General features: G+C 42.6%; 18 protein-coding genes. 9 read left to right on the top strand and 9 right to left on the bottom strand.

What is annotated here, in order from left to right; translation table 11 throughout:
- Positions 1–27: 27 nt before the first annotated feature.
- Positions 28–591, top strand: a complete 564-nt coding sequence (frr, locus tag ACFS5N_RS19310; RefSeq protein ID WP_377189715.1) for a ribosome recycling factor — start codon at positions 28–30, stop codon at positions 589–591.
- A gap of 62 nt (positions 592–653) precedes the next feature.
- On the opposite strand, the gene ACFS5N_RS19305 is transcribed toward frr, so the two are convergent.
- Positions 654–1,469 carry a hypothetical protein gene (locus ACFS5N_RS19305; RefSeq protein WP_377189712.1) on the bottom strand — a complete coding sequence of 272 codons (816 nt, stop codon included), beginning with the start codon at positions 1,467–1,469 and terminating at the stop codon, positions 654–656.
- 103 nt (positions 1,470–1,572) lie between these two features.
- Between ACFS5N_RS19305 and ACFS5N_RS19300 the strand changes: the two genes are divergently transcribed.
- On the top strand, positions 1,573–3,330 hold the full coding sequence (locus tag ACFS5N_RS19300) for an ABC transporter ATP-binding protein (protein WP_377189709.1): 1,758 nt from the start codon (positions 1,573–1,575) through the stop codon (positions 3,328–3,330).
- 231 nt (positions 3,331–3,561) lie between these two features.
- On the opposite strand, the gene ACFS5N_RS19295 is transcribed toward ACFS5N_RS19300, so the two are convergent.
- The 5 genes from ACFS5N_RS19295 to ACFS5N_RS19275 form a co-directional block, all read right to left on the bottom strand.
- Complete coding sequence (locus ACFS5N_RS19295) at positions 3,562–4,881, bottom strand: MFS transporter (protein WP_377189706.1); 1,320 nt, start codon at positions 4,879–4,881, stop codon at positions 3,562–3,564.
- Positions 4,882–4,988: 107 nt separating this feature from the next.
- On the bottom strand, positions 4,989–7,097 hold the full coding sequence (recG, locus tag ACFS5N_RS19290; RefSeq protein ID WP_377189703.1) for an ATP-dependent DNA helicase RecG: 2,109 nt from the start codon (positions 7,095–7,097) through the stop codon (positions 4,989–4,991).
- Between the two features lie 7 nt (positions 7,098–7,104).
- Entirely contained in the window at positions 7,105–7,485 is a 381-nt protein-coding gene (locus ACFS5N_RS19285; protein WP_377189700.1) for a RidA family protein, read from the bottom strand.
- Between the two features lie 22 nt (positions 7,486–7,507).
- A complete protein-coding gene (locus tag ACFS5N_RS19280; protein WP_377189903.1) occupies positions 7,508–7,654 on the bottom strand; it encodes a DUF6728 family protein in 147 nt (48 codons plus the stop codon).
- 110 nt (positions 7,655–7,764) lie between these two features.
- Positions 7,765–9,132: an OmpA family protein gene (locus tag ACFS5N_RS19275; RefSeq protein ID WP_377189697.1), complete on the bottom strand. Its 1,368-nt coding sequence runs from the start codon at positions 9,130–9,132 to the stop codon at positions 7,765–7,767.
- 153 nt (positions 9,133–9,285) lie between these two features.
- Between ACFS5N_RS19275 and ACFS5N_RS19270 the strand changes: the two genes are divergently transcribed.
- Positions 9,286–10,575, top strand: coding sequence for an aminopeptidase P N-terminal domain-containing protein (locus ACFS5N_RS19270; protein ID WP_377189694.1), 1,290 nt, complete (start codon positions 9,286–9,288; stop codon positions 10,573–10,575).
- A gap of 73 nt (positions 10,576–10,648) precedes the next feature.
- Here the strand turns inward: ACFS5N_RS19270 and meaB are convergent, their stop codons facing one another.
- Entirely contained in the window at positions 10,649–11,542 is an 894-nt protein-coding gene (gene meaB / locus ACFS5N_RS19265; RefSeq protein WP_377189691.1) for a methylmalonyl Co-A mutase-associated GTPase MeaB, read from the bottom strand.
- 71 nt (positions 11,543–11,613) lie between these two features.
- Here meaB and ACFS5N_RS19260 point away from each other — a divergent pair, with 71 nt between their 5' ends.
- Positions 11,614–12,669, top strand: coding sequence for a glycosyltransferase family 4 protein (locus tag ACFS5N_RS19260; RefSeq protein WP_377189688.1), 1,056 nt, complete (start codon positions 11,614–11,616; stop codon positions 12,667–12,669).
- Positions 12,670–12,947: 278 nt separating this feature from the next.
- Here the strand turns inward: ACFS5N_RS19260 and ACFS5N_RS19255 are convergent, their stop codons facing one another.
- Positions 12,948–13,664 (bottom strand): glycosyltransferase family 2 protein, encoded by a 717-nt coding sequence (locus ACFS5N_RS19255; protein ID WP_377189685.1) that lies wholly within the window; start codon positions 13,662–13,664, stop codon positions 12,948–12,950.
- A 93-nt stretch (positions 13,665–13,757) separates the two neighbouring features.
- On the opposite strand from ACFS5N_RS19255, the gene ACFS5N_RS19250 reads away from it, so the two are divergent.
- From ACFS5N_RS19250 to ACFS5N_RS19230, 5 genes are read left to right on the top strand one after another with little or no spacing between them, the layout of a single operon-like run.
- Positions 13,758–14,636, top strand: coding sequence for a glycosyltransferase family 2 protein (locus tag ACFS5N_RS19250; protein ID WP_377189682.1), 879 nt, complete (start codon positions 13,758–13,760; stop codon positions 14,634–14,636).
- Positions 14,633–15,808: a glycosyltransferase gene (locus tag ACFS5N_RS19245; protein WP_377189679.1), complete on the top strand. Its 1,176-nt coding sequence runs from the start codon at positions 14,633–14,635 to the stop codon at positions 15,806–15,808. Before ACFS5N_RS19250 ends, ACFS5N_RS19245 begins: the two co-directional genes overlap by 4 nt.
- A complete protein-coding gene (locus ACFS5N_RS19240; protein WP_377189676.1) occupies positions 15,808–16,959 on the top strand; it encodes a glycosyltransferase family 9 protein in 1,152 nt (383 codons plus the stop codon). Before ACFS5N_RS19245 ends, ACFS5N_RS19240 begins: the two co-directional genes overlap by 1 nt.
- A gap of 38 nt (positions 16,960–16,997) precedes the next feature.
- Positions 16,998–18,845, top strand: a complete 1,848-nt coding sequence (locus ACFS5N_RS19235; RefSeq protein WP_377189673.1) for an ABC transporter ATP-binding protein — start codon at positions 16,998–17,000, stop codon at positions 18,843–18,845.
- A 1-nt stretch (position 18,846) separates the two neighbouring features.
- Positions 18,847–19,806 carry a nucleotide-diphospho-sugar transferase gene (locus ACFS5N_RS19230; protein ID WP_377189670.1) on the top strand — a complete coding sequence of 320 codons (960 nt, stop codon included), beginning with the start codon at positions 18,847–18,849 and terminating at the stop codon, positions 19,804–19,806.
- A gap of 5 nt (positions 19,807–19,811) precedes the next feature.
- Here ACFS5N_RS19230 and ACFS5N_RS19225 read toward each other — a convergent pair whose 3' ends face one another.
- On the bottom strand, positions 19,812–20,882 hold the full coding sequence (locus ACFS5N_RS19225) for an acyltransferase family protein (RefSeq protein WP_377189667.1): 1,071 nt from the start codon (positions 20,880–20,882) through the stop codon (positions 19,812–19,814).
- Positions 20,883–20,984: the final 102 nt, after the last annotated feature.

Below are 20,984 nucleotides of genomic sequence, written 5' to 3'. Positions count from 1 at the left end.
ACTATTTTTGTCAAAAAAGATAAAGCAATGAGCGAACTCGTTAAGAAACAAATAACCGAAGCCAAAGCTGCGATGGATCGCGCACTTGACCATGCAGATAACGAGCTAAATAAAATACGTGCGGGTAAAGCAAGCCCGTCAATGTTAGATGATATATTTGTTGATTACTATGGCAGTGCTACTCCGCTAAGCCAGGTCGGCAGTGTTAACACACCCGATGCCCGAACCATTGTAGTGCAACCATGGGAAAAATCTTTACTGAATGCTATTGAAAAAGCTATCATGGAGGCAAACCTGGGCGTTAACCCGCAAAATGATGGCGTAGTGATCCGTATTAACGTTCCGCCTCTGACGGAAGAGCGCCGTCGCGATCTGGTTAAAAAAGCAAAAGGCGAGGCCGAAAATGGTAAAATTGCTATCCGTAACGTGCGTAAAGATGCTAATGAGAAAATCAGAAAACTAAAATCTGAAGGTGTTTCTGAAGACGAAATGAAAGCCGGAGAAGCTGAAATTCAAAAGCTTACTGACGCTTACATAGTGAAAGTTGACCAGCTGTCAGATGCTAAAGAAAAAGATATTATGACGGTGTAATTAACTACGTCTGGAAATAAAAAAAGGCCGTCCGGTATTTGGGTGGCCTTTTTTTATTGCTATTATTTTGTTTGATGATGATGATTGTCGTCGCCCATACCGTTAACGCTGAAAGTTGTGCTCTTATGGTTCACGGTTACCGTAGCTTTGCCGGTTGACTTTGCAATAGTGGTGCCATCATCAATTATATGGTTAATGTTTAATTCAAGAGATTCATTTCCGTTTTTGTAAAGATCAACATAGCCGCCCTTTATTTCGGTATGTTTCAAGAATTTGAAATTATGATATTTCTTGTCTGAAGTTTCTATGAGCGCCTTTTTGGGAGATACCGCAATCAGACAATCATTCGGTTCAGCATTGCTGAACCAGCGTCGGTTTTCATCGTCAGGTGGATTTTTGATATACATAAATGGACCGATGGCATCTATGTTGGGCAGGTCCCTACTTGAATAGCTTATATCTTCAACCGTAAAATATGGTTGGCCACGGTCGTTTTTGACACCCTGATAAACAGTGCATTTCATATAGATGGTTTGCATCCATCTAAGTTTATTCAGGTCGATGTTTTTGGCAACCGTGGCGTAATAAGATACCGGGCAATTGTCCACTGAAAAATCAATGTCGGTGCCGCCAATGCCGCCCTCGCTTTTAGTGTCAACGTTGGCATATTTTCTTCCGTTGATGATCTTTTTTTCATGTAGTTGCTCAATTATATCCGGGGTGTTGGCTTCGGTATAGCCAATATAAATGGCTTTAAATATTACCGTAGCTTTTCCATTTTTAAAATGCAGCGGGCCAAGAAAATCGCATTGCTTTTGTTCAAAGGCAGTTAGCGATAAAAAGCACAGTAATGTGATAAAGGTTAAGTGCGGTTTCATTATTATAAAATTAAATAAAAAATGGATGCAATGTCAAATTAAAGGGAATGAGCTACTTAGCCATTCCCTTTTTTTATTTTTGACGCACAAACGCAATAGTTGAATGAATATACTTTTATCATACCTTAAAGAACATCGTAAAACCGTTGTTTTTGCCTTGTTTTTGGCAGCAATGAACATCGGTTTTTCCTTGCTTGATCCTTATATATCGGGCCGCATACTTGACTCTGTAATTAATCAGAGCGATAAACTATCATTGGAACAATACCTGCACGGCGCTTTAAAATTTGTCGGGATGGCCATCGGCGTCGCAATGGTTTCGCGTATAGCTAAAAACTTTCAGGATTATTTTACCAATATCATCACCCAAAAGGTCGGCGCTAAAATGTATGCCGACGGCCTGAAGCACTCGCTTGAGCTGCCGTACCAGGTTTTTGAAGATCAGCGTAGCGGCGAAACCCTGGGGATTTTGCAAAAAGTGCGTACCGACAGCGAGGCCTTCATCACCGCCTTTATCGGGATATTATTTGTCAGTTTAACCGGTATGACCTTCGTTATCGTTTACTCCTTATTTGTGAGTTATAAAGTGACGTTGATTTACCTGGCAGCCATCCCTATTATTGGTTTTGTGAGTACTGCGTTGAGTCGTCGTATTAAAACCATACAGCGCAGTATTTTATCTGAAACTACCGCCCTGGCAGGTTCAACAACCGAGTCGTTGCGGAACATTGAGCTGGTAAAAAGCCTTGGTTTAGTTAAACAAGAGATCGGCCGCTTAAACAACACTACCTACAAAATTCTGGGTTTGGAGCTTAAAAAAGTAAAATACGTGCGCAGCATGAGCTTTGTACAGGGTACTACCGTAAACCTTGTGCGCAGTACTATGGTGGTGGTTTTGCTATTGCTTATACATGACAAGACGATCACGGCCGGACAGTATTTAAGCTTGTTATTCTATTCCTTCTTTTTATTTAACCCTTTACAAGAGTTGGGCAATGTTATAGTTACCTGGCGCGAAGCGCAGGTATCGCTGGCTAATTTTGAGCGTATTACCACTACTCCGGTTGATAAAAAGCCGGCAAAACCAGTGTTGGTTGAAAAGATTGGTAAGCTGACTTTTGATAACGTTACATTTAAACATTTAACGGCTAATCGCAACGCATTAAATCAAATTAGCTTTGAAACTAAAATGGGCGAAACCATAGCTTTTGTTGGTCCGTCGGGTTCGGGTAAAACCACGCTGGTGAAACTGCTGGTGGGCCTGTATCAACCTTTGGAAGGCAGTATAAGCTATAACGATATTGACAGCTCAGAAATTGATCTGGATCAACTGCGCGAGCGTGTTGGTTTTGTTACGCAGGACACCCAATTGTTTTCTGGAACCATACGTGAAAACTTGTTGTTTGTTCGTCCTGATGCAACCGATGAAGAATGTTTGGATGTATTGCAGCGTGCTGCGTGCCAAACACTGATGGCCCGTGCATCGCAAGGCTTGGATACCGTAATAGGCGAGGGCGGCGTGAAAGTATCGGGAGGTGAGAAACAACGCTTATCCATAGCCCGTGCCCTGTTGCGCAGACCCGACCTGCTGGTGTTCGATGAAGCGACATCCTCATTGGATTCATTAACCGAAGAAGAGATTACCGAGACGATAAAAGATGTGTCAGAATTGGATAACCATATCACCATCCTGATTGCTCACCGTCTGTCAACCATAATGCATGCTGATAGGATTTATGTGCTGGAGAAAGGCCGTATCACTGAATCGGGTAAACACTCAGATCTGTTAGATCAAAAGGGATTATATTACGCCATGTGGCGGCAACAAATTGGCGAGAAATATTCTGTAGAGGTGGATTAACATCCATCTCTACAATTATAAAGGATCAGCGATCTAGTTGAGCAGAAATGCGGCTTTTCCGCCTGTGTTTTAAAGCGGTCATTGCAAGCCCGATGACTAATCCTCGAAATACTGCTCCGCCTACATGGTATAAATCCATTTTTTCCCTGAACCAGAATTTATCGCAAAACAAATTAAAAGCTACGCAACAGGCCATTGTTAGTAGTGTCTGGCCAATTATGTTCAGGTATTTCATGTGATTTCTGCTTCGGTTTCAGGTGTCGATATTTCTTGTAACGATAAAGGTATCAACTTTTTTGACTTAAAATAAGTTACACTAACAATCAGCAAAGTCATACTGCCTCCAAACAATACAGCGGGCACGGTACCCAGCAACTTAGCTGCCATACCCGATTCAAAATCGCCGATCTCATTAGATGAGCTTAGAAACATGGAGTTTACTGCAGATACCCTACCGCGCATATGGTCTGGCGTAAGCAATTGCATCAATGTTCCGCGTATTACTACACTTACGCTGTCAAACGCTCCCTGGGCAAATAAAAATATCAAAGCCAGGTAAAAGCTTCGCGATAGACCAAAGCCTATAATACTGCAGCCAAAACCTGCCACAGCTATCAGTAGGTTGCGCCACGGTCGGTCCATAGGCGAAAAGCGGGCCATGGTGATCATGGTAATTGCCGCGCCCAACGAGGCAGCCATACGCATTAGTCCCAAGCCTTCAGAACCTACTTTTAATATATCCAACGCAAACACTGGTAGTAATGCCACTACGCCGCCAAAAAATACCGAGAACAGGTCAAGGCTCATGGCATAAAGCATGATCTTGTTTTTAAACACAAAGCTAATCCCTTCTGAAAGGCTTTTCCAGATGTTTTCCTTTGGTACGAAAACCGGTGGGTATTTGCGTAACCTGTAAACTAATATTATAGACACTAACAGGAAAACCAATATGGTAAAAAAAGTAGCTGTTATACCGCTTACCTCAGGCACAATTCTGTTTGAAAAACCATAAATAAATCCACCGGCCATTGGCCCCAAAATAGAGGCCGCCTGCCAGCTTGAACTGCTCCAGGTGCTGGCGTTAGGATATATTTCGCGGGGTACGCTATGTGCATAAACGGTAAATGCAGCGGGGCCATAAAATGCACGCATTACGCCGTTGCAAAAAATCATGGCATACATCACCGGCAAAATCCATCCGGCTGATAAATAAGCTCGTATGCTGTCAAGCGTTACGGTAAACATAACCAAAGCCGCCAAAAATGCCCCCGAATAAATCAGCAGCAACATTTTGCGCTTTTCATACTTATCGGCAATGTAGCCACCGTATAAAGCAATGCCTATAGCCGGTATGGCCTCAGCCAGGCCAACAAATGCAATAGCCACTTTACTATGTGTAAGCTGATAGATGTAAAACCCCAGCACGGTGGTTTGCATCTGATAAGCAAAGGTAAAGAAGAAACGAATGCCCAAATATGAGCGAAAATCTTTATAACGAAGCGCTATAAATGAATCGGGTTTTTGTTGAGGTTGACTGTCAGAATCTGCCATGCCGCAAATTTACAATTCAAACACCAAGTTTTCAGTCTAAAAGATTTTAAGACAATATAATTACTTTACAGCTCAGTTTGGATAAGGCTGATCAATGGTATGGATTGTTATGATATTTTGTCCCAGCTCAACCCTGCGTTTTTTGCCATGAAGGCCCTGTTGAGAATTTGATTTTCCGGCGATGTCAATTGTGGGTCTGTGGCAAAGATGTCTTCCACACATTTGCGGCATTGCATCAGCAGGTCCTGATCGGCAGACAGGTCGGCTACTTTCAGGTCGAGCAAACCGCTTTGCTGGGTGCCCTCGATATTTCCAGGGCCGCGTAATTGTAAATCGGTTTCGGCTATTTCAAAACCATTGTTAGTTTTAACCATGGTGTTTAAGCGTATTTTGCCGTCAGGACTCAGTTTATCCTTGCTCATGAGTATGCAGTACGATTGCTCGGCACCCCGACCCACCCGGCCCCTAAGCTGATGCAATTGCGACAATCCAAATCGCTCCGCATTTTCAATGATCATCACTGAAGCATTAGGTACATTCACACCCACCTCTATAACCGTTGTAGCCACCATGATCTGCGTCTCGCCTTTCACAAAGCGCTGCATTTCAAACTCCTTTTCTTCAGGTTTAATTTTGCCGTATACCACGCTTAATCTGTATTTGGGCAGCGGGAATTCGCGGGATATTACCTCATAACCATCCATCAGGTTTTTCAGATCTAGTTTCTCACTCTCCTGTATCAGCGGATAAACGATATAAACCTGCCGTCCTTTGGCAATTTCTTCCTTCATAAAACCAAACACCCGCAAACGGCTGTTTTCATAAAAATGAAGTGTTTTAATGGGCTTACGTCCTGCCGGCAGCTCGTCAATTACCGATACGTCCAGATCGCCATATAAGGTCATGGCCAGCGTACGCGGGATAGGCGTGGCCGTCATTACCAATATATGTGGTGGAATGATGTTCTTTTTCCAAAGCTTGGCACGCTGTTCTACGCCAAAGCGGTGCTGTTCGTCAATAACTACCAAACCCAGGTTTTGATACTTTACTTTATCTTCAATCAAAGCATGCGTGCCTATCAAAATTTTAAGCTCGCCGTTTTCTAGCTTTTGATGGATGATTTTGCGTTCTTTTGGTTTGGTTGACCCGGTTAGCAGCGCTACTTCAACAAAATCTTCTCCCACCAAATTTTTTATAGTTTGATAGTGCTGGGTGGCCAAAATCTCGGTAGGTGCCATGATACAGGTTTGAAAACCGTTATCAATAGCCATCAACATAGTCATTAAGGCCACCACTGTTTTGCCGCTGCCTACGTCACCTTGTAACAGGCGGTTCATTTGTACGCCACGCTGAGTATCTAGTCTTATTTCGCGCAGAACGCGCTTTTGGGCATTGGTTAAGTCGAACGGTAATTTGGTGTTGTAAAACTCATTGAAGTAAGGGCCTATTTTATCAAAGATGTTGCCTTTAAACTTCTGCACCCGCAATAGCTTATTCTTTAACAGCTTTAACTGTAAAAAGAAAAGCTCTTCAAATTTAAGGCGATATTTAGCTTCAGCAAGTTTGTTGGCATCCTCCGGGAAGTGGATATTTTTAAAAGCATTGGCCCGGCTCATCAGCTTAAACTTGTTGATGATATACAGCGGCAGGTTTTCGCGGATGTCTTTGGCGTGTTGCTCTAACAAGTTTGACACCAACTTTTGAATGCCTTTACTATCCAGGCTAAATTGTTTCAGCTTTTCGGTCGAACTGTACACCGGTTGCAGCGTCATATTGCCCTTACGTTGCATGGCTTCGGGCGAGTAAAGATCAATCTCCGGGTGCGACATCTGCGCCTTGCCATTAAACAAGCCGGGTTTACCAAACAAAATATAGGCTTTGCCGACCGTAAGATTCTTCTCTACCCATTTTAATCCCTGGAACCATACCAGTTCCATCACACCTGTGTCGTCCTGTACTTGTGCCACCAGGCGTTTAGTGTGTTTTTCGCCCAAAACCTCTTTGTGTACAAGGCGGGCTATCACCTGCACGTAAGGCAGGTCGGGGTTTATGTTTCTGATTTTATAGTACTGCGTACGATCAATGTGCCTGAAAGGGAAATGCTCAAGCAAATCTTCCAGATTTTTAATAGCCAGCTCTTTTTTAAGTACATCGGCACGTGCCGTACCCACGCCTTTTAAATACTCAATTGGAGTTTGAAATGGCTGATCGTTCAATGTATAATCAAGCTTTAACAGCGATTACAGAAATTTCGACACTTACACCTTTAGGCAATGCAGCAACCTGTACGGTTTCGCGCGCCGGGAAGTTATCTTCAAAATATGAACCATAAACTTCGTTCACTTCGGTAAAATCGGCCATGTTGGTTAAAAATATGGTGCTTTTAACAATGTCGGCAAAATCAGCTTTAGCCGCTGTTAAAATGGCGCCGATATTTTCCATTACCAGGTGAGTGGCCGATGTGATGTTATCAGTAACTAATTCGCCGGTGAACGGATGCAGAGGAATCTGCCCTGAAACATAAATAGTATTACCTGCTTGTATAGCCTGGTTATACGGGCCTATAGGAGCGGGTGCATCGGCAGTTTTAATTACTTTTTTCATGATATTTTGATAGTGGATTTATTTAGTGTTTTTTCAGGATGAACCATTGCACAAGCTTCCAGATTATGCCCAATAAAAAGACAGTGATAGCTGTTGCATTAATAATGTGCATAACCTTTAGGTTAAAGCTGGTAGGTCTGTTGGGATCTTTTTTACGGAAAAAGTACATAGCCTGATATTTATACATGCCTGCGGCATATTCTTACAAATATATACAAACAAAAAAGGCTCCCCAAAATTGGAGAGCCTTTATATTTCTCAATAACTGAGTTTCAAAAATTATCTTTTGAATTGAACACGACGGTTTAATACACGTCCTTCTTCAGTTGAGTTATCAGCAATTGGGTGAGTTTCACCGTAAGCTTTTACTTTGATTTTCTTTGCGTCAACACCTGAGTTAACTAAGTAAGTTTTTACTGAGTTAGCGCGGTCTCTTGACAATGCCATGTTGTGAGCAGCGGTACCTTCAGATGAAGCGAAACCGTCTAACTCAACTTTAGCACCTGATGAACGAAGATCAGCAGAAGTAGCATCTAACACTGGGTAAGATGAAGTTCTCAATACTGAACTATCAAATTCAAACTGGATGTTAGAATATGCAGCAGCAGCAGGAGCAGCAGCAGTAGTATCAGGTTTAGGGAACACGATAGCGCAACCAGAACCGTCAACAACTGTACCAGCAGGAGTGTTAGGGCATTTATCAAATTGATCAGCAACACCGTCACCGTCAGAATCTTTTTTCAGATCGTTAACAGCGTTTTCTACGTTAGTTACACGGCCTTTAAGCGCTTCAACTTCTTTACGTAAAGCTTCGTCGTATAACTCGTCATACATCATAGCTACCGGGTTTACCCACTCTAAGTTTGGTTTTGATTTTGAACCTAAAGTAAAGTCTAAACCAGCATAACCATAAGAGTAGTGGTCTTTAGTAGGATAGCCTTTTTTAACACCATCGAAAATATCGTTATCGATGAAGTTTTCAGTGTAACCAAATTTCAGACCAACAGCGTCAGATAATTTAAATTTAACACCAACGCCAACCGGGATAACTAATTCAGTTACGCTGCTTGGGTAAGTTGCAGAAGCTGTAGTAGGGAAACCAGGAGTAGTTGCACCGTAAACAGTTGGTTTAAAGTTTACTAAACCAGCACCGGCGTTAACTAAGAAGTTAATTGCATTTTCACGACGTAGGTAGTCGATAGTAGCTACGTTAACCTCACCAGAGATAGCACCTTGCCAAAATTTGGTTGAGAAGTTAGTGTAGTTGTTACCAGTAGTGTAATCAGTGATGTAAGGAACGCCATTAGCATCAGTTTGGTTACCGGTAGCTTTACCTTCAACTTTACCACCACGCAGGTTTAATTGTAAAGAGAAAGAGTGAGCTAATTGTTTTTTAATGTCCAGTCCGTAACCTAACTGTATTTTCTTGCCGTTGAAATCGTTAGATCCACCAGTTGCAAGAGCGTTTGATGTTGCGCCAACGTTAACGCCAATACTCCAGGTATTGTACTGCCCAGCACCACCAAATACCTTGGCAGTGGTTGTAGTCGACGAAGTTGTTTCTGTAGTTTGAGCGTTGGCTACGCCTACTGCCACCAAAGAAACAAGAGAAAGAGCGACTGTTTTTTTTAATGTAGAATAGTTCATAGTTTTAAGATTAAACAATGTTTTAATTGTGATTTTTTTCCAAAAATAGTAATTATGTTTGAAAACGATTACCAAATTCCATTCCAAAAATCATAGTTACTAACACAAAGAAATAAAAAATGTTCTATAAATAGTACAAATAAAATTAATGCTATGAAATATTTACCTGTCGATAATAATTTATTTATAAATAATAGAAAAAGTTTCGTTTCACGCATAAAACCTTCATCTGTAGCGATCTTCTATGCCAATGATGAGTTTCCGAGAAGCGGCGATCAGACCTTTGTTTTTAAGCAAAATGCTGATTTTTTCTATTTATCAGGCATCGATCAGGAGCAAAGCATCCTTTTATTATTTCCCGATTGTCCTAATTCTCTATACAAAGAAGTACTGTTTTTAAGACAAACCAATGAGCACATTGCCGTGTGGGAAGGACATAAATATACCAAAGAAGAAGCCAGGGCCGCTTCTGGCATCGAGGCTGTTTATTGGTTGAGCGATTTCGATACGATATTACATAGTATTATTAATTATGCTGATAATATCTATATCAATACTAATGAAAACGACCGTTTCAGCTTTTCGGTTCCGTACCGCGATCTGCGTATGCTGGACGACCTGCGGACGAAATATCCGCTGCATAACTACTTAAGGAGCGCCCCGATTATGCGCGATCTGCGACCGGTTAAATCTGAAATTGAAATAGCGCTTACAAAAAAAGCCATCAATATTACTAAAGATGCTTTTGAGCGCGTATTAAAGTTTACCAAGCCTGGCGTTACTGAATACGAAATTGAAGCCGAGATTATCCACGAGTTTATCCGTCAGCGCGCAACCGGGCACGCCTACACGCCAATTATCGCCTCTGGAAAAAACGCTATCGTATTACATTATATAGATAACAACCAGGTTTGTAATGATGGCGATGTAATTCTGTTTGACTTTGGTGCCGAGTATGCCAACTACAACGCTGATATGAGTCGGTCGATACCGGTTAACGGCCGCTTTACCAAACGCCAGCGCGAAGTTTATGATGCTGTATTGCGCGTAATGCGCGAAGCTACCAAAATGATCGTCGCCGGAACCATCTGGAACGAGTATCATGAAGAGGTAGGTAAGATCATGACCAGCGAACTGATTGGACTGGGCCTGCTAACCAAACACGATGTTGAAAAGCAGGACCCTAAAATGCCCGCCTATAAAAAATACTTTATGCATGGTACCTCGCACCATTTGGGCATTGATGTGCATGACTATGCCAGTCGTTATAAGCCTTTCGAGGTAGGTAACATTCTTACCTGCGAGCCGGGTATTTACATCCCTGCCGAAAACCTGGGTATACGGTTGGAAAATAATATCCTGATCACCAAAGGAGGTAATATTGATTTAATGGCCGATATACCTTTAGAGGCTGACCATATTGAGGAGATTATGAATTCGTAGAGGATTTCGGAATTCGGATGTTCAATTTCGGATTTGAACCAACCATTGTAGAGACGCGATGCTTCGCGTCTTATCACGCATATTTAGAAACAAAATTATAAAGGTTAAACCCTTCATCATTCAAAGCTTCGGCAATATCAAGCCGGAGCTTTTTTTTGTCGATGCTTGCCATGCGCTTTTCCTGGATGAGTTTGTAGGCTTTTTCAGCCAGCAAAAATTCTTTGCGGGTGTTTTTGATATTTTGTGCCGATGTAATAAACTGCGCTATGGCATCAATGCCATCGTTGTTGGTAGCAATGGTTTTGAAAACCGGTATTTCAGGCCCTTCTTTTTGGTGGATGATCTTTTCGAGGTTATTGGCGAATAAATCGGCATCTTCACGGTCGGCTTTGTTAATAATAAAGGCGTCGGCAATTTCCATCAGGCCCGACTTGATATTCTGAATCTCATCGCCTGATTCTGGTACCAGTACCACCAGGGTAATATCAGCCAAACCAGCAATCTCAATTTCAGACTGACCGACGCCTACCGTCTCCACCAACACATAATCAAATCCCGCGGCGCGCAACACGTCCGTCATCTCAATGGTTTTTGCCGATAAGCCACCCAGCGAGCCACGCGTAGCCAGCGAGCGTATAAATACATCCGGACTATTAAAATGATTCACCATCCTGATCCTGTCGCCCAATAAAGAACCAAAGTTGAATGGCGAGGTTGGGTCGATAGCTAAAACCGCTGTTTTATTACCTATATTAATAAGGTATGAAATTAAGGCATTAACCAAGGTGCTTTTACCTGCTCCCGGCGGACCGGTAATACCTATAATAGGCGTCGCTTTTTCAAACCGTAAATTTTTTAGTAAGTCATCGGCCCCGTCCAAATCATTCTCTACCATAGTCAACGCGCGGGCCACCGATTTGAAATCGGAACTCGAAATGTCTAATGGTTTATTGGCTGCCGGGCTCATACTAATACAAATGAATAAAAATATCGCCACATAAATTAAGATAATCTTTATAATTGCAGCAAAGCCATACTATGTCAAAGCCACGCGCATTAGTCACTTTTGATTCCATGAAAAACCCCAATTCGGGCTATTTCAGTTTTGGTAAAGGGCTGGGCGACGCGTTGATCAAAGAAAATAATAATAGGTTCAAACTAACCTATTACATGTTTAAAAATACCATTTACTTTTTTAATAAGCTTGTTGATATTATTTATCTGTATCGCCTGCATCTGGTTTTCTTTCCTTATTGGAATAAGTTTGATGTGATTCATTTCACAGACCAAACCTGTCGCCTTAAACCTTACCGCGTTAAAGCCAAAAAGATCATGACCATTCATGATATTAATAAGGTACACCTGCCGGGCAGCAAACAACACAAAATCAATAAACACATCAATAAGCTGCGCTATTACGCCTCGCTTTGCGACCGGGTGGTGACTATTTCTCAATTTGTAGCCGATGATATTTTGCGTTTCATTCCTGAACTAAAAGACAAGATCAGCGTAATTCACAACGGTACGGAAAAGCTCATCGTCCCGGAAAATCACGAACCGCAATATCGCCCACAAAAGCCCTTCTTGTTTGCTATCGGCTTGCTGTCCCCACAAAAGGGTTTTCATTATATACCGCCGCTTTTAACAGGTAACGATTATGAATTGGTGATAGCCGGTATTGAAACCCCGCATAAAACCCGCATTATTGAAGAGGCCAAAAAATACAATTGCCTGGACAGGTTGACCATAACCGGCCCGGTAAGCGACGATGACAAAGCCTGGTATTTTAAACATTGCAGCGCCTTTGTGTTTCCGTCAATAGCTGAAGGGTTTGGCTTACCGGTAATAGAAGCCCAATACTTCGGCAAGCCGGTCTTTTTGGCCAAAGCTACTTCGTTGCCTGAGGTTGGCGGCAATGTAGCCTATTATTTCGACAACTTTGAACCGTCGCACATGCAGCAGGTTTTTACTAAAGGGATGAAAGATTGGGCGGATAATCAGCGCGCAGCGGTCATCATGGAACACGCCGGTAAGTTTAGCTGGGAAAACTCGGCTAAAAAGTATTTGGCCTTGTATGAGGATGTGCTGGCTTAATACTCAAATCCGATATCTTCAAACTTGATTCATTGCCGTAGACTTTAGTCAACGGAATAGTAAATAGAAATAACTGGCTTTAGCCAAAAGCGCTTGTATTTGGGCTAAAGCCGGGTTCGTTTTTCCTTTCTACCTTTGACTAAAGTCAACAGCTATGAACTACATTGATGTTCAATGTGGTGGCTTAACTTATCAATATACGACTCCGTAGGAGTCTCGTGTTTATAGAAATTATTAGAGACAGGTTTTGACTCCATCGGAGTCCTCTAAAACCTCGCTTAGTTCTTTTTCCTGTCTTTCCTGTTCTTTTTCATCCGCCAAAATAAAAAGCGCAGCCATATTTTATTGCCGAAGTGTTTGCGTACCAACTCTCCGCGATCTTTCTCAAAAACTTTATCTACCGATGTGCTTGATACACCCGTCTGGTTAAAGTTGGCAACCAAATGATCGCGGAATTCAAAATGAAATTCGCCGCTGTTGTATAGCGCCATATTGAGGGCATAGTCGGCGGAGATTTTATAACGGGTGTTAAAATGATACTTGTCAAAGACAGCCCTGGGGTAAATCATGGCCTGATGGCATAAACCATATTTGGCAAAACCATATTCATTTACCGGGATGGTTGGGCCGCCAAGCGTCATGACGCGGCCGTAGTATATCAGGTGGTTGTCCTTTAGTTCGTAAGCCAGGTTGGTAAAATCGTCAAATAAAACGTCATCGGCACCCAAAAAATAAATCCAGTCGCCGCCGGCATGTTTGGTGCCTTTGTTCATGGCGTCGTAAATGCCTTCGTCCTTTTCGCTTTTCCAGTAAGCTATATGGTCGGTGTTTTGCTCCAGGATTTTAACAGTATCATCGGTGCTTTGGCCGTCAATCACCACAACCTCCAATGCCGGATATTTTTGCCGGTAAATACTATCCAGGCAAGCCTGCAGCGTACCGGCCGCATTATAGGTTACAATGATGATGGATATTTTGGGAGCGTCTGCTTTCACTTTTTAAATGTCTATATTTATATGGATGCCGTATATTTGGCCCGAACCGTTATGTAGCGCAAATTAACGGTTTATACATATATTATCATCTACATGAAGGTTGCAGGGTTTACATTTATACGCAATGCAGTAAAAAACGACTATCCGGTTGTTGAGGCTATCACCTCCATTTTACCAATTTGCGATGAATTTGTAGTGGCCCTGGGTAATAGCGAAGATGAAACCGAGCAACTGATCCTGGAGATCAATTCGCCAAAGATCAGGATCATTCATACCGTTTGGGATGAAAGCCTGCGCGACGGCGGCGAGGTGTTTGCCGTGGAGACTGATAAGGCCTTTCAAGCTATTTCGCCTAATGTGGATTGGTGCTTTTATATTCAGGGTGATGAGTGCGTGCACGAAAAATACTTGCCGGTAGTTAAACGGGCTATGGACGAAAACCTTGGCAAAAAAGAAGTTGAAGGCCTGCTGTTCAAATACCTGCACTTTTATGGCTCGTACGATTATTATGGTCATTCGCGCCGTTGGTATCGCCGCGAGATACGCGTGCTGCGAAACAACAAGGCCATTCATGCCTACCGCGATGCACAGGGTTTTCGTTGGGATGATAGAAAAATCAACGTTAAACTCATCGACGCCTATATTTATCATTACGGTTGGGTAAAACCGCCATCGGGGTTAAAAAATAAGCTGCGCAACTTCAATAAGTTTTATCATGACGATGCCTGGATCGAAGAAAACGTTCCGGAGACTTTTGAGTTTGACTATAAAAATGCCGACAGGCTGATACCTTTTACCGGCACGCATCCGGCTGTAATGGCTAAACGCATAGCTGCAACCAACTGGAAACTCGACGTCGACTTTAAAAAGCTGAAAGATAAAATGACCATCCGCCGCAGGGCGCTCCAAAAAATAGAAGATTTGACCGGCTGGCGCATAAGCGAGTATAGAAACTATAAACTGCTTAAATGAGAAAGGTACTCTACTTTTTTCCTGATAATGTAGGCAAACAAACCGCAGGCAATAAAACCCGCGCCATCCAGCTGCTTAAATACCTGAAAGGGCGCGGTTTTCACGTAGATTTTGCCAGCCTGAAACACGAAAAGTTTGACAAAGACACCGAGCAGGAAACTATAAACTATTTGCTGGATAATAACCTGGCCGATAATGTTTACCTGTTACCGCGTAAACCGGCAAAGGGTAACCCTATAGTTTACTTTTTTAAAAATAAGCTGCGCGATCTGATTTATTACTGGATGTCGTATCCGCTTATGTCGAACATTCCGACATTTATGACTATTGCGTTAAAAAGCGCTTTCGAGGATATTTTGAAGGCGAATACGTATGACGATATCATTATCAGCTACGTGACCTGCACGGGGCTGATCGCCAATAAATCGCTGCTGAAGGGTGCTAAGACGATTATTGATACCCACGATTTTATCACTGCGCAATTCAAATACAAAAAGAATTTCCATTTGGGGGTTACTTTTGAGGACGAGATTCGCAGGCTAGATAAGTTTGATGAGGTATGGGCTATATCGCCTGAGGAGCAATATGTGTTCGGGCAGTTCAGCAAATCGCCGGTTAGATTGGTGCCTTTGATGATCGATACAGATCACCTGGCAGATAAACCGGCTCTCGAAAAGAAATACGACCTCATTTATGTAGCAAGCGACAACGTCCATAATAAACGCTCGGCCGAGTGGTTTTTTGAACACGTGTATCCGCTACTGCCAAAACATATTAAAATTTGTGTGATCGGCTTGATCAATAAGTCCATTCCCGAAAAATATAAGCTAGAGCGGGTGGCTTATGCCGAAAGTTTGGATGATTATTACGCGGCTTCCAAAATTGCGCTATGCCCTATGCTTACTGGTACGGGTGTTAAGGTAAAGGTGGTTGAGGCCCTGGCACATAAACTGCCGGTGGTTTGTAACCTGCGCGGTGTTGATGGCTTGCCTAACAAACGCCTGAACGGTTGTTTGGTAAGCGATGACCCCGAAGTGTTTGCTCAAAACATCATCACTTTACTGGAGGACAATGAACTTTATGCCCTGCAAAGTGAGTTTGCCAAAGATCTGTTTAATCACAGTTTTAGTAAACAGGTGTTATATAAGGAGTTAGACGCAGCGTTTAAATAATGGACATCAAGAATCGCAAACTGTTTAGGTTAACCCGTTTTTTGCTGCTCAAAGTGCCAGCGGTTTTTCGCTTTTTGGCGATGTTCAGGAAGCCCGCTAAACGACTTTTGCTGATCAAGACCGATGCAATAGGCGATTATATTATCTTTCGAAACTTCATCGAGGTCCTTAAAAAATCAGAAAAATATCGTGATTACCAGATCGATTTGCTGGGGAACAAGCTATGGCGCGATTTGAATGAAACTTATGATAAGCAATATCTTAACGAAACCTATTTCATCAATAACCCCAACAGTTACTACGAAGCGCCGCTTGAAACGCTGAAGCTAAGCTGGCGATTGTTCAAAAATAAATACGAGATAGTATTGCAACCTACCTACACGCGCATTTTTCTTACCGATGGTCTTGCCGCTTTAACTGCTGCTAAACAGATCATCGGCTACGAGAGTGATAATGAAGGTATCTTCCCCCGTTATAAAAATAAAACCGATAAATTTTATACCCAGTTGCTGCCATTATCTAAAGAGAACTACTTCGAGTTTAACCGTAACGTGTTTTTCTTTGAGACGGTGACCGGCGAAAAGATCAGCCTGAAAGCCCCGTGGATTGGAGTAAACAGTGATCATAAAAAGGGTATAGCCATATTACCGGGCGCGGGAGCCTTCAAGCGAGGTTGGGAAGGCGAAAAGTTTTTGGATTTGATTAAGCGTTTGCTTCAGGAAACTAATGAACCTATTTATCTTATAGGCGGACCGGGCGAAGTAAAAGCCGGCGAATTTTTGATGCAAAATTTACCTGAAGGTAGTATTGAAAATAGAATCAATAAAACTACCCTCCCGCAGTTGATCGATACCATTGGCGGCTCGAGCTTATTGATCGCTAATGAAACCAGCGCTATCCACATGGCGGTGGCTGCACAAACGCCGTCGGTTTGCATTTTAGGAGGTGGGCATTTTGAACGTTTCGCGCCATATCCTGCAGGCACGCCTAATGCACCGGTTTGTGTATATGAAAAACTGCCCTGCTACTACTGTAATTGGCTCTGTATTTATAAAACTGAAGCTAATGAACCTTTTCCATGCATATCTGCAGTTACGCTTGAAAATATGTGGCAGGCTATTTTGCCACTTATAGCAAAACAACTTAATTAAATAATTACGTTAACTTTGCACACTTTTTATATTTATTAATGAAGACATATTTCAGGCTGCTTTCATTTGCTAAACCAATTGGAAAATTTGCCATTCCATACATTATTACCACCTTGCTATACGTGTTTTTTAGTACGCTGAATTTGGCGTTGCTGATGCCCTTATTGCAAACCCTTTTTTCAAAGCCCGATAAACCGGGTTGCGACACTGTGGCTGCAACCGCAACGACGGCAAAACCACATATTACAGACCTGGCCGCCACTTTTGATTATTACACGCATTATTACATTCAGCATTACGGCGCATGGCCCACATTGCAGTTTGTATGCGGTATATTGGTTGCTTCGGTGATATTGGGTAATTTTTTCAGATATCTTTCGCAGCGTATCATGGAAAACTTACGTGTACACACCTTATTAAACCTGCGCAAAGCTGTTTTTGATAACGTGATGGACCTGCACCTGGCCTATTTCAATAATGAGCGCAAAGGAGATATTATATCAAAGGTTGCATCAGATGTACAAGTGGTTCAATATTCGGTTACCGGTACCTTGCAGGTTATTTTTAAAGAACCGGCGCAATTGATATTCTTTATAGTAACGCTTTTTGCCATTAGCGCTAAGCTGACTTTTTACTCGCTGTTGGTTATTCCGGTATCGGCCTTTATCATTTCGCGTATTGTAAAGCGATTGAAAGCCCAGGCTATTGCTGCGCAGCAAACTTATGGCAATATGATAAGCTATCTGGATGAAGCTTTAAGCGGGATAAAGATTGTGAAAGCTTTTAACGCATCGGGCTTTATTAAAAAACGTTTTAACGAAGAAAATGAGAATTATTCGAGGATCTCGCGCTCAATGGCTCGCCGTCAGCAACTTGCATCTCCAACGTCCGAAACATTAGGTGTGGCTATGATTGCCTGTATTGTGTTGTATGGTGGTTATTTAATTTTAAATCATCAGTCGGGCAATTTAACGGCTGCGGCGTTTATCACCTATATTGGTATGTTCTCGCAAGTTACCCGACCGGCTAAAGCTATATCAGATTCATTCAGCAATATCCATTCAGGTATTGCTGCAGGCGAGCGTGTATTGCAGTTGATAGACGAAAAACCACAGGTGGTTGATGCGCCTGACGCAGTAGCGCTTGATGGTTTTAATGAAGGTATTCATTTTAAAGATGTAAGTTTTGCCTACGGCGAACGCCAGGTATTAACCCATGTAAACCTGACTGTGCAGCGTGGTAAAACGGTGGCGTTGGTTGGTCCGTCGGGTGGTGGTAAATCTACCTTGATGGATCTGATCCCGCGCTTTATGGACCCTAAATCAGGCGCAGTTTATATTGACGATAAAGACATCAAACATGTAACCGCGCATTCATTACGTGCGTTGATGGGTACGGTTAACCAGGAGTCAATTCTGTTTAACGATACCATTTATAATAACATAGCCTTTGGTAAACCAGAGGCTACCAAAGAAGAAGTTGAGGCCGCAGCCCGTATAGCCAATGCCCATAACTTTATTCTTGAAACCGAGAATGGTTACAGTACCAACATCGGCGATCGCGGCACCAAGCTTTCAGGCGGTCAGCGCCAGCGTATTTGTATTGCGCGTGCAGTGTTGAGCAATCCGCCGATCATGCTGCTGGATGAGGCAACATCGGCCCTGGACACCGAATCAGAAAAACTGGTGCAGGATGCCTTGAATAACCTGATGAAGAACCGTACCTCGCTCATCATCGCACATAGGTTAAGTACTATTCAAAATGCTGATATTATTGTGGTATTGGAGAACGGGCAGATCGTCGAGCAAGGCAGTCACCAGGAACTGATCAACAACAATGGTTTGTACCGGAAGCTGATAGATATGCAAACGTTTAGCGCCGATTGATATGAATACACCTGAGATACCCTACAGAACCAAATCGGCTGTGTTATTCATTGTATTTAACCGCCCGGCAGAGACTGCTGCCGTGCTGGAGAAGATAAGGGAAGCCCGGCCGCCGCGTTTGTATATCGGTGCCGATGGCCCTCGCGCAAGCCGCCCGGGAGAGGACGAGATATGCCGCCAAACCCGCGAAGCGGCGCTAAAGGTTGACTGGGATTGCGAGGTGAAAACTTTCTTTAAAGATCAAAACGCAGGTTGTAAGCTCGGAGAGGCTACTGCCATGCAATGGTTTTTTGATAATGAGGAAGAGGGGATTATTTTGGAAGACGATACTTTGCCTTCAAACAGCTTTTTTAGGTTTTGTGATGAGATGCTTGACAGATATCGTCACGACACGCGCATCAGAATCATTACCGGATCAAACTTTCAGCAAGGCCAAAAATGGGGTGATGCCACCTACTATTTCTCAAACCTTATTCACTCGTGGGGCTGGGCCGGCTGGCGACGCGTATGGAATGAATATGACATCGACCTTAAACAGTACGACGAAAGGGATGTAAAAGAAAAGCTGTCGAACGTATTTAGCGACCAGATGATCATTGATATATGGTATGACCTGTTTGTGCGCACCAAATTTGGCCATATTGATACCTGGGATTACCAATTTGGCTTTAGCAGCTTTTTTAATAACGGCTTATGCATCATCCCTAATCATAATCTGATAACCAACATTGGTTTTGGCGCCAATGCCACCAATACGTTTAATGAGGATAGCGCATTCTCAAAAATGCCATTGGAAGAAATTGGAGAGATCAAACATCCGCAATACATACTCCCCGAAAAAAAAGCTGACCTGTTTACGCTGAACAAGGAGTTTTATATCGAGGAAAAGAAACGTCAGAATCATCCCCGTAAACGTTTTAAGCGTTGGTTAAAGGCCAGGCTGGGCATCAAAAGAAAGTAATAGGCTTAATTGCCGACTAACTTTTTAGCTTTTGTCTTACCTATCAAGAGTACTAGGCCTAATGTTAGTGTATATAGTGTTGCAAAAGTAACTACCTTATAAGCAACAAATAGCGGTATAGATGGCGTATTCAAATTCAAATTAAGGTGCATTAGCAACTCGGGGAACAGATATACCAGCAATATATAGTGTATCAGGTAAATGCCGTAAGTAGTTTGCCGTGGCTTAAGCGAGTTGATAAACTTGTAATTTTTTATACGCAGCAATAGCGCAAAAACTACCAGCGAGAAAAATATATTGCTGATGCGCAGGGTATTAAATGGGTCGATGCTATGGCCGCGTAATTCTGTCATTTCATAAAGCGATGCACCAAAGGTTAATATAGCCAAGCTGATCAACACTACGTAAGGTACTTTTGCAGCTTGCTTCTCAATGTGGTCCCAATGTTTGCGCAGTTGGGCGCCCAGCCATAAAAAAAATACAAAACCCAGTATAGCGGTGGTATGGCGGGGATCTATCCACTCAAAATGAATATCTACCGCATAAAAAAGGGTGCACAACAACAAAGTACCGCCCAATATAAGTGAGTACAGGTGTTTTCTGAAGATGAGCAGTATAGTAATACTGATTAAAAAATTAATAATGAACCAGTAGCTGGTATATAGGTAGGTAATCCTGAACTGCTCTATAATGTTATGCGCATTAAACTCATTGTCGTGATAAATGCGGGCTTTAATGCGCAGATTGATCACCGCGCCCAACACATACACCAAACTCCAGAACAGCCACGGGCCAAATGTGGTCGAGATACGTCGCTTCAGGTATTGGGAAGGAGAATAATCGGCAAACTTTTCGCCGATCAAAAATCCTGCTAATAAAAAAAATGCTACGGTGCCAAATTTTGTTATCTGTATCAGGCTGATGTACACCCAGTATTTTGTAGAACCGAAGGGAATGTCAGTAACATTAAATGCAACGCTGTGTTCGGCAACTATACTCATCATAGCTACCCCCCGAATGGCATCTATAAATACGTAGTTTTTTTTACCGGTAGCATCGTTAACTAAGTTTTGCATAGGCAGGGGCAAATATACGCATTGCTGTATTTAACGCACGTCACAATTATATAGCACATAGTGGTGCTTGGTCATTGGTGAGCAGTGAGTAATTGCCGGTCA

The sequence above is a fragment of the Mucilaginibacter ximonensis genome (assembly GCF_042686265.1).
Lineage (GTDB): Bacteria > Bacteroidota > Bacteroidia > Sphingobacteriales > Sphingobacteriaceae > Mucilaginibacter > Mucilaginibacter ximonensis.
This window is presented reverse-complemented; position numbering and strand designations above follow the sequence as displayed.

Bases quoted from the DNA above. Each gene is read 5' to 3' on its own strand.
- ACFS5N_RS19280 (WP_377189903.1), bottom strand. From the start codon at position 7,654: ATGTACTTTTTCCGTAAAAAAGATCCCAACAGACCTACCAGCTTTAAC.
- ACFS5N_RS19275 (WP_377189697.1), bottom strand. From the start codon at position 9,132: ATGAACTATTCTACATTAAAAAAAACAGTCGCTCTTTCTCTTGTTTCT.
- frr (WP_377189715.1), top strand. From the start codon at position 28: ATGAGCGAACTCGTTAAGAAACAAATAACCGAAGCCAAAGCTGCGATG.
- ACFS5N_RS19305 (WP_377189712.1), bottom strand. From the start codon at position 1,469: ATGAAACCGCACTTAACCTTTATCACATTACTGTGCTTTTTATCGCTA.
- ACFS5N_RS19260 (WP_377189688.1), top strand. From the start codon at position 11,614: ATGTCAAAGCCACGCGCATTAGTCACTTTTGATTCCATGAAAAACCCC.
- ACFS5N_RS19240 (WP_377189676.1), top strand. From the start codon at position 15,808: ATGGACATCAAGAATCGCAAACTGTTTAGGTTAACCCGTTTTTTGCTG.
- ACFS5N_RS19245 (WP_377189679.1), top strand. From the start codon at position 14,633: ATGAGAAAGGTACTCTACTTTTTTCCTGATAATGTAGGCAAACAAACC.
- ACFS5N_RS19300 (WP_377189709.1), top strand. From the start codon at position 1,573: ATGAATATACTTTTATCATACCTTAAAGAACATCGTAAAACCGTTGTT.
- meaB (WP_377189691.1), bottom strand. From the start codon at position 11,542: ATGAGCCCGGCAGCCAATAAACCATTAGACATTTCGAGTTCCGATTTC.
- ACFS5N_RS19270 (WP_377189694.1), top strand. From the start codon at position 9,286: ATGAAATATTTACCTGTCGATAATAATTTATTTATAAATAATAGAAAA.
- ACFS5N_RS19235 (WP_377189673.1), top strand. From the start codon at position 16,998: ATGAAGACATATTTCAGGCTGCTTTCATTTGCTAAACCAATTGGAAAA.
- ACFS5N_RS19225 (WP_377189667.1), bottom strand. From the start codon at position 20,882: ATGCAAAACTTAGTTAACGATGCTACCGGTAAAAAAAACTACGTATTT.
- ACFS5N_RS19295 (WP_377189706.1), bottom strand. From the start codon at position 4,881: ATGGCAGATTCTGACAGTCAACCTCAACAAAAACCCGATTCATTTATA.
- ACFS5N_RS19285 (WP_377189700.1), bottom strand. From the start codon at position 7,485: ATGAAAAAAGTAATTAAAACTGCCGATGCACCCGCTCCTATAGGCCCG.
- ACFS5N_RS19250 (WP_377189682.1), top strand. From the start codon at position 13,758: ATGAAGGTTGCAGGGTTTACATTTATACGCAATGCAGTAAAAAACGAC.
- ACFS5N_RS19230 (WP_377189670.1), top strand. From the start codon at position 18,847: ATGAATACACCTGAGATACCCTACAGAACCAAATCGGCTGTGTTATTC.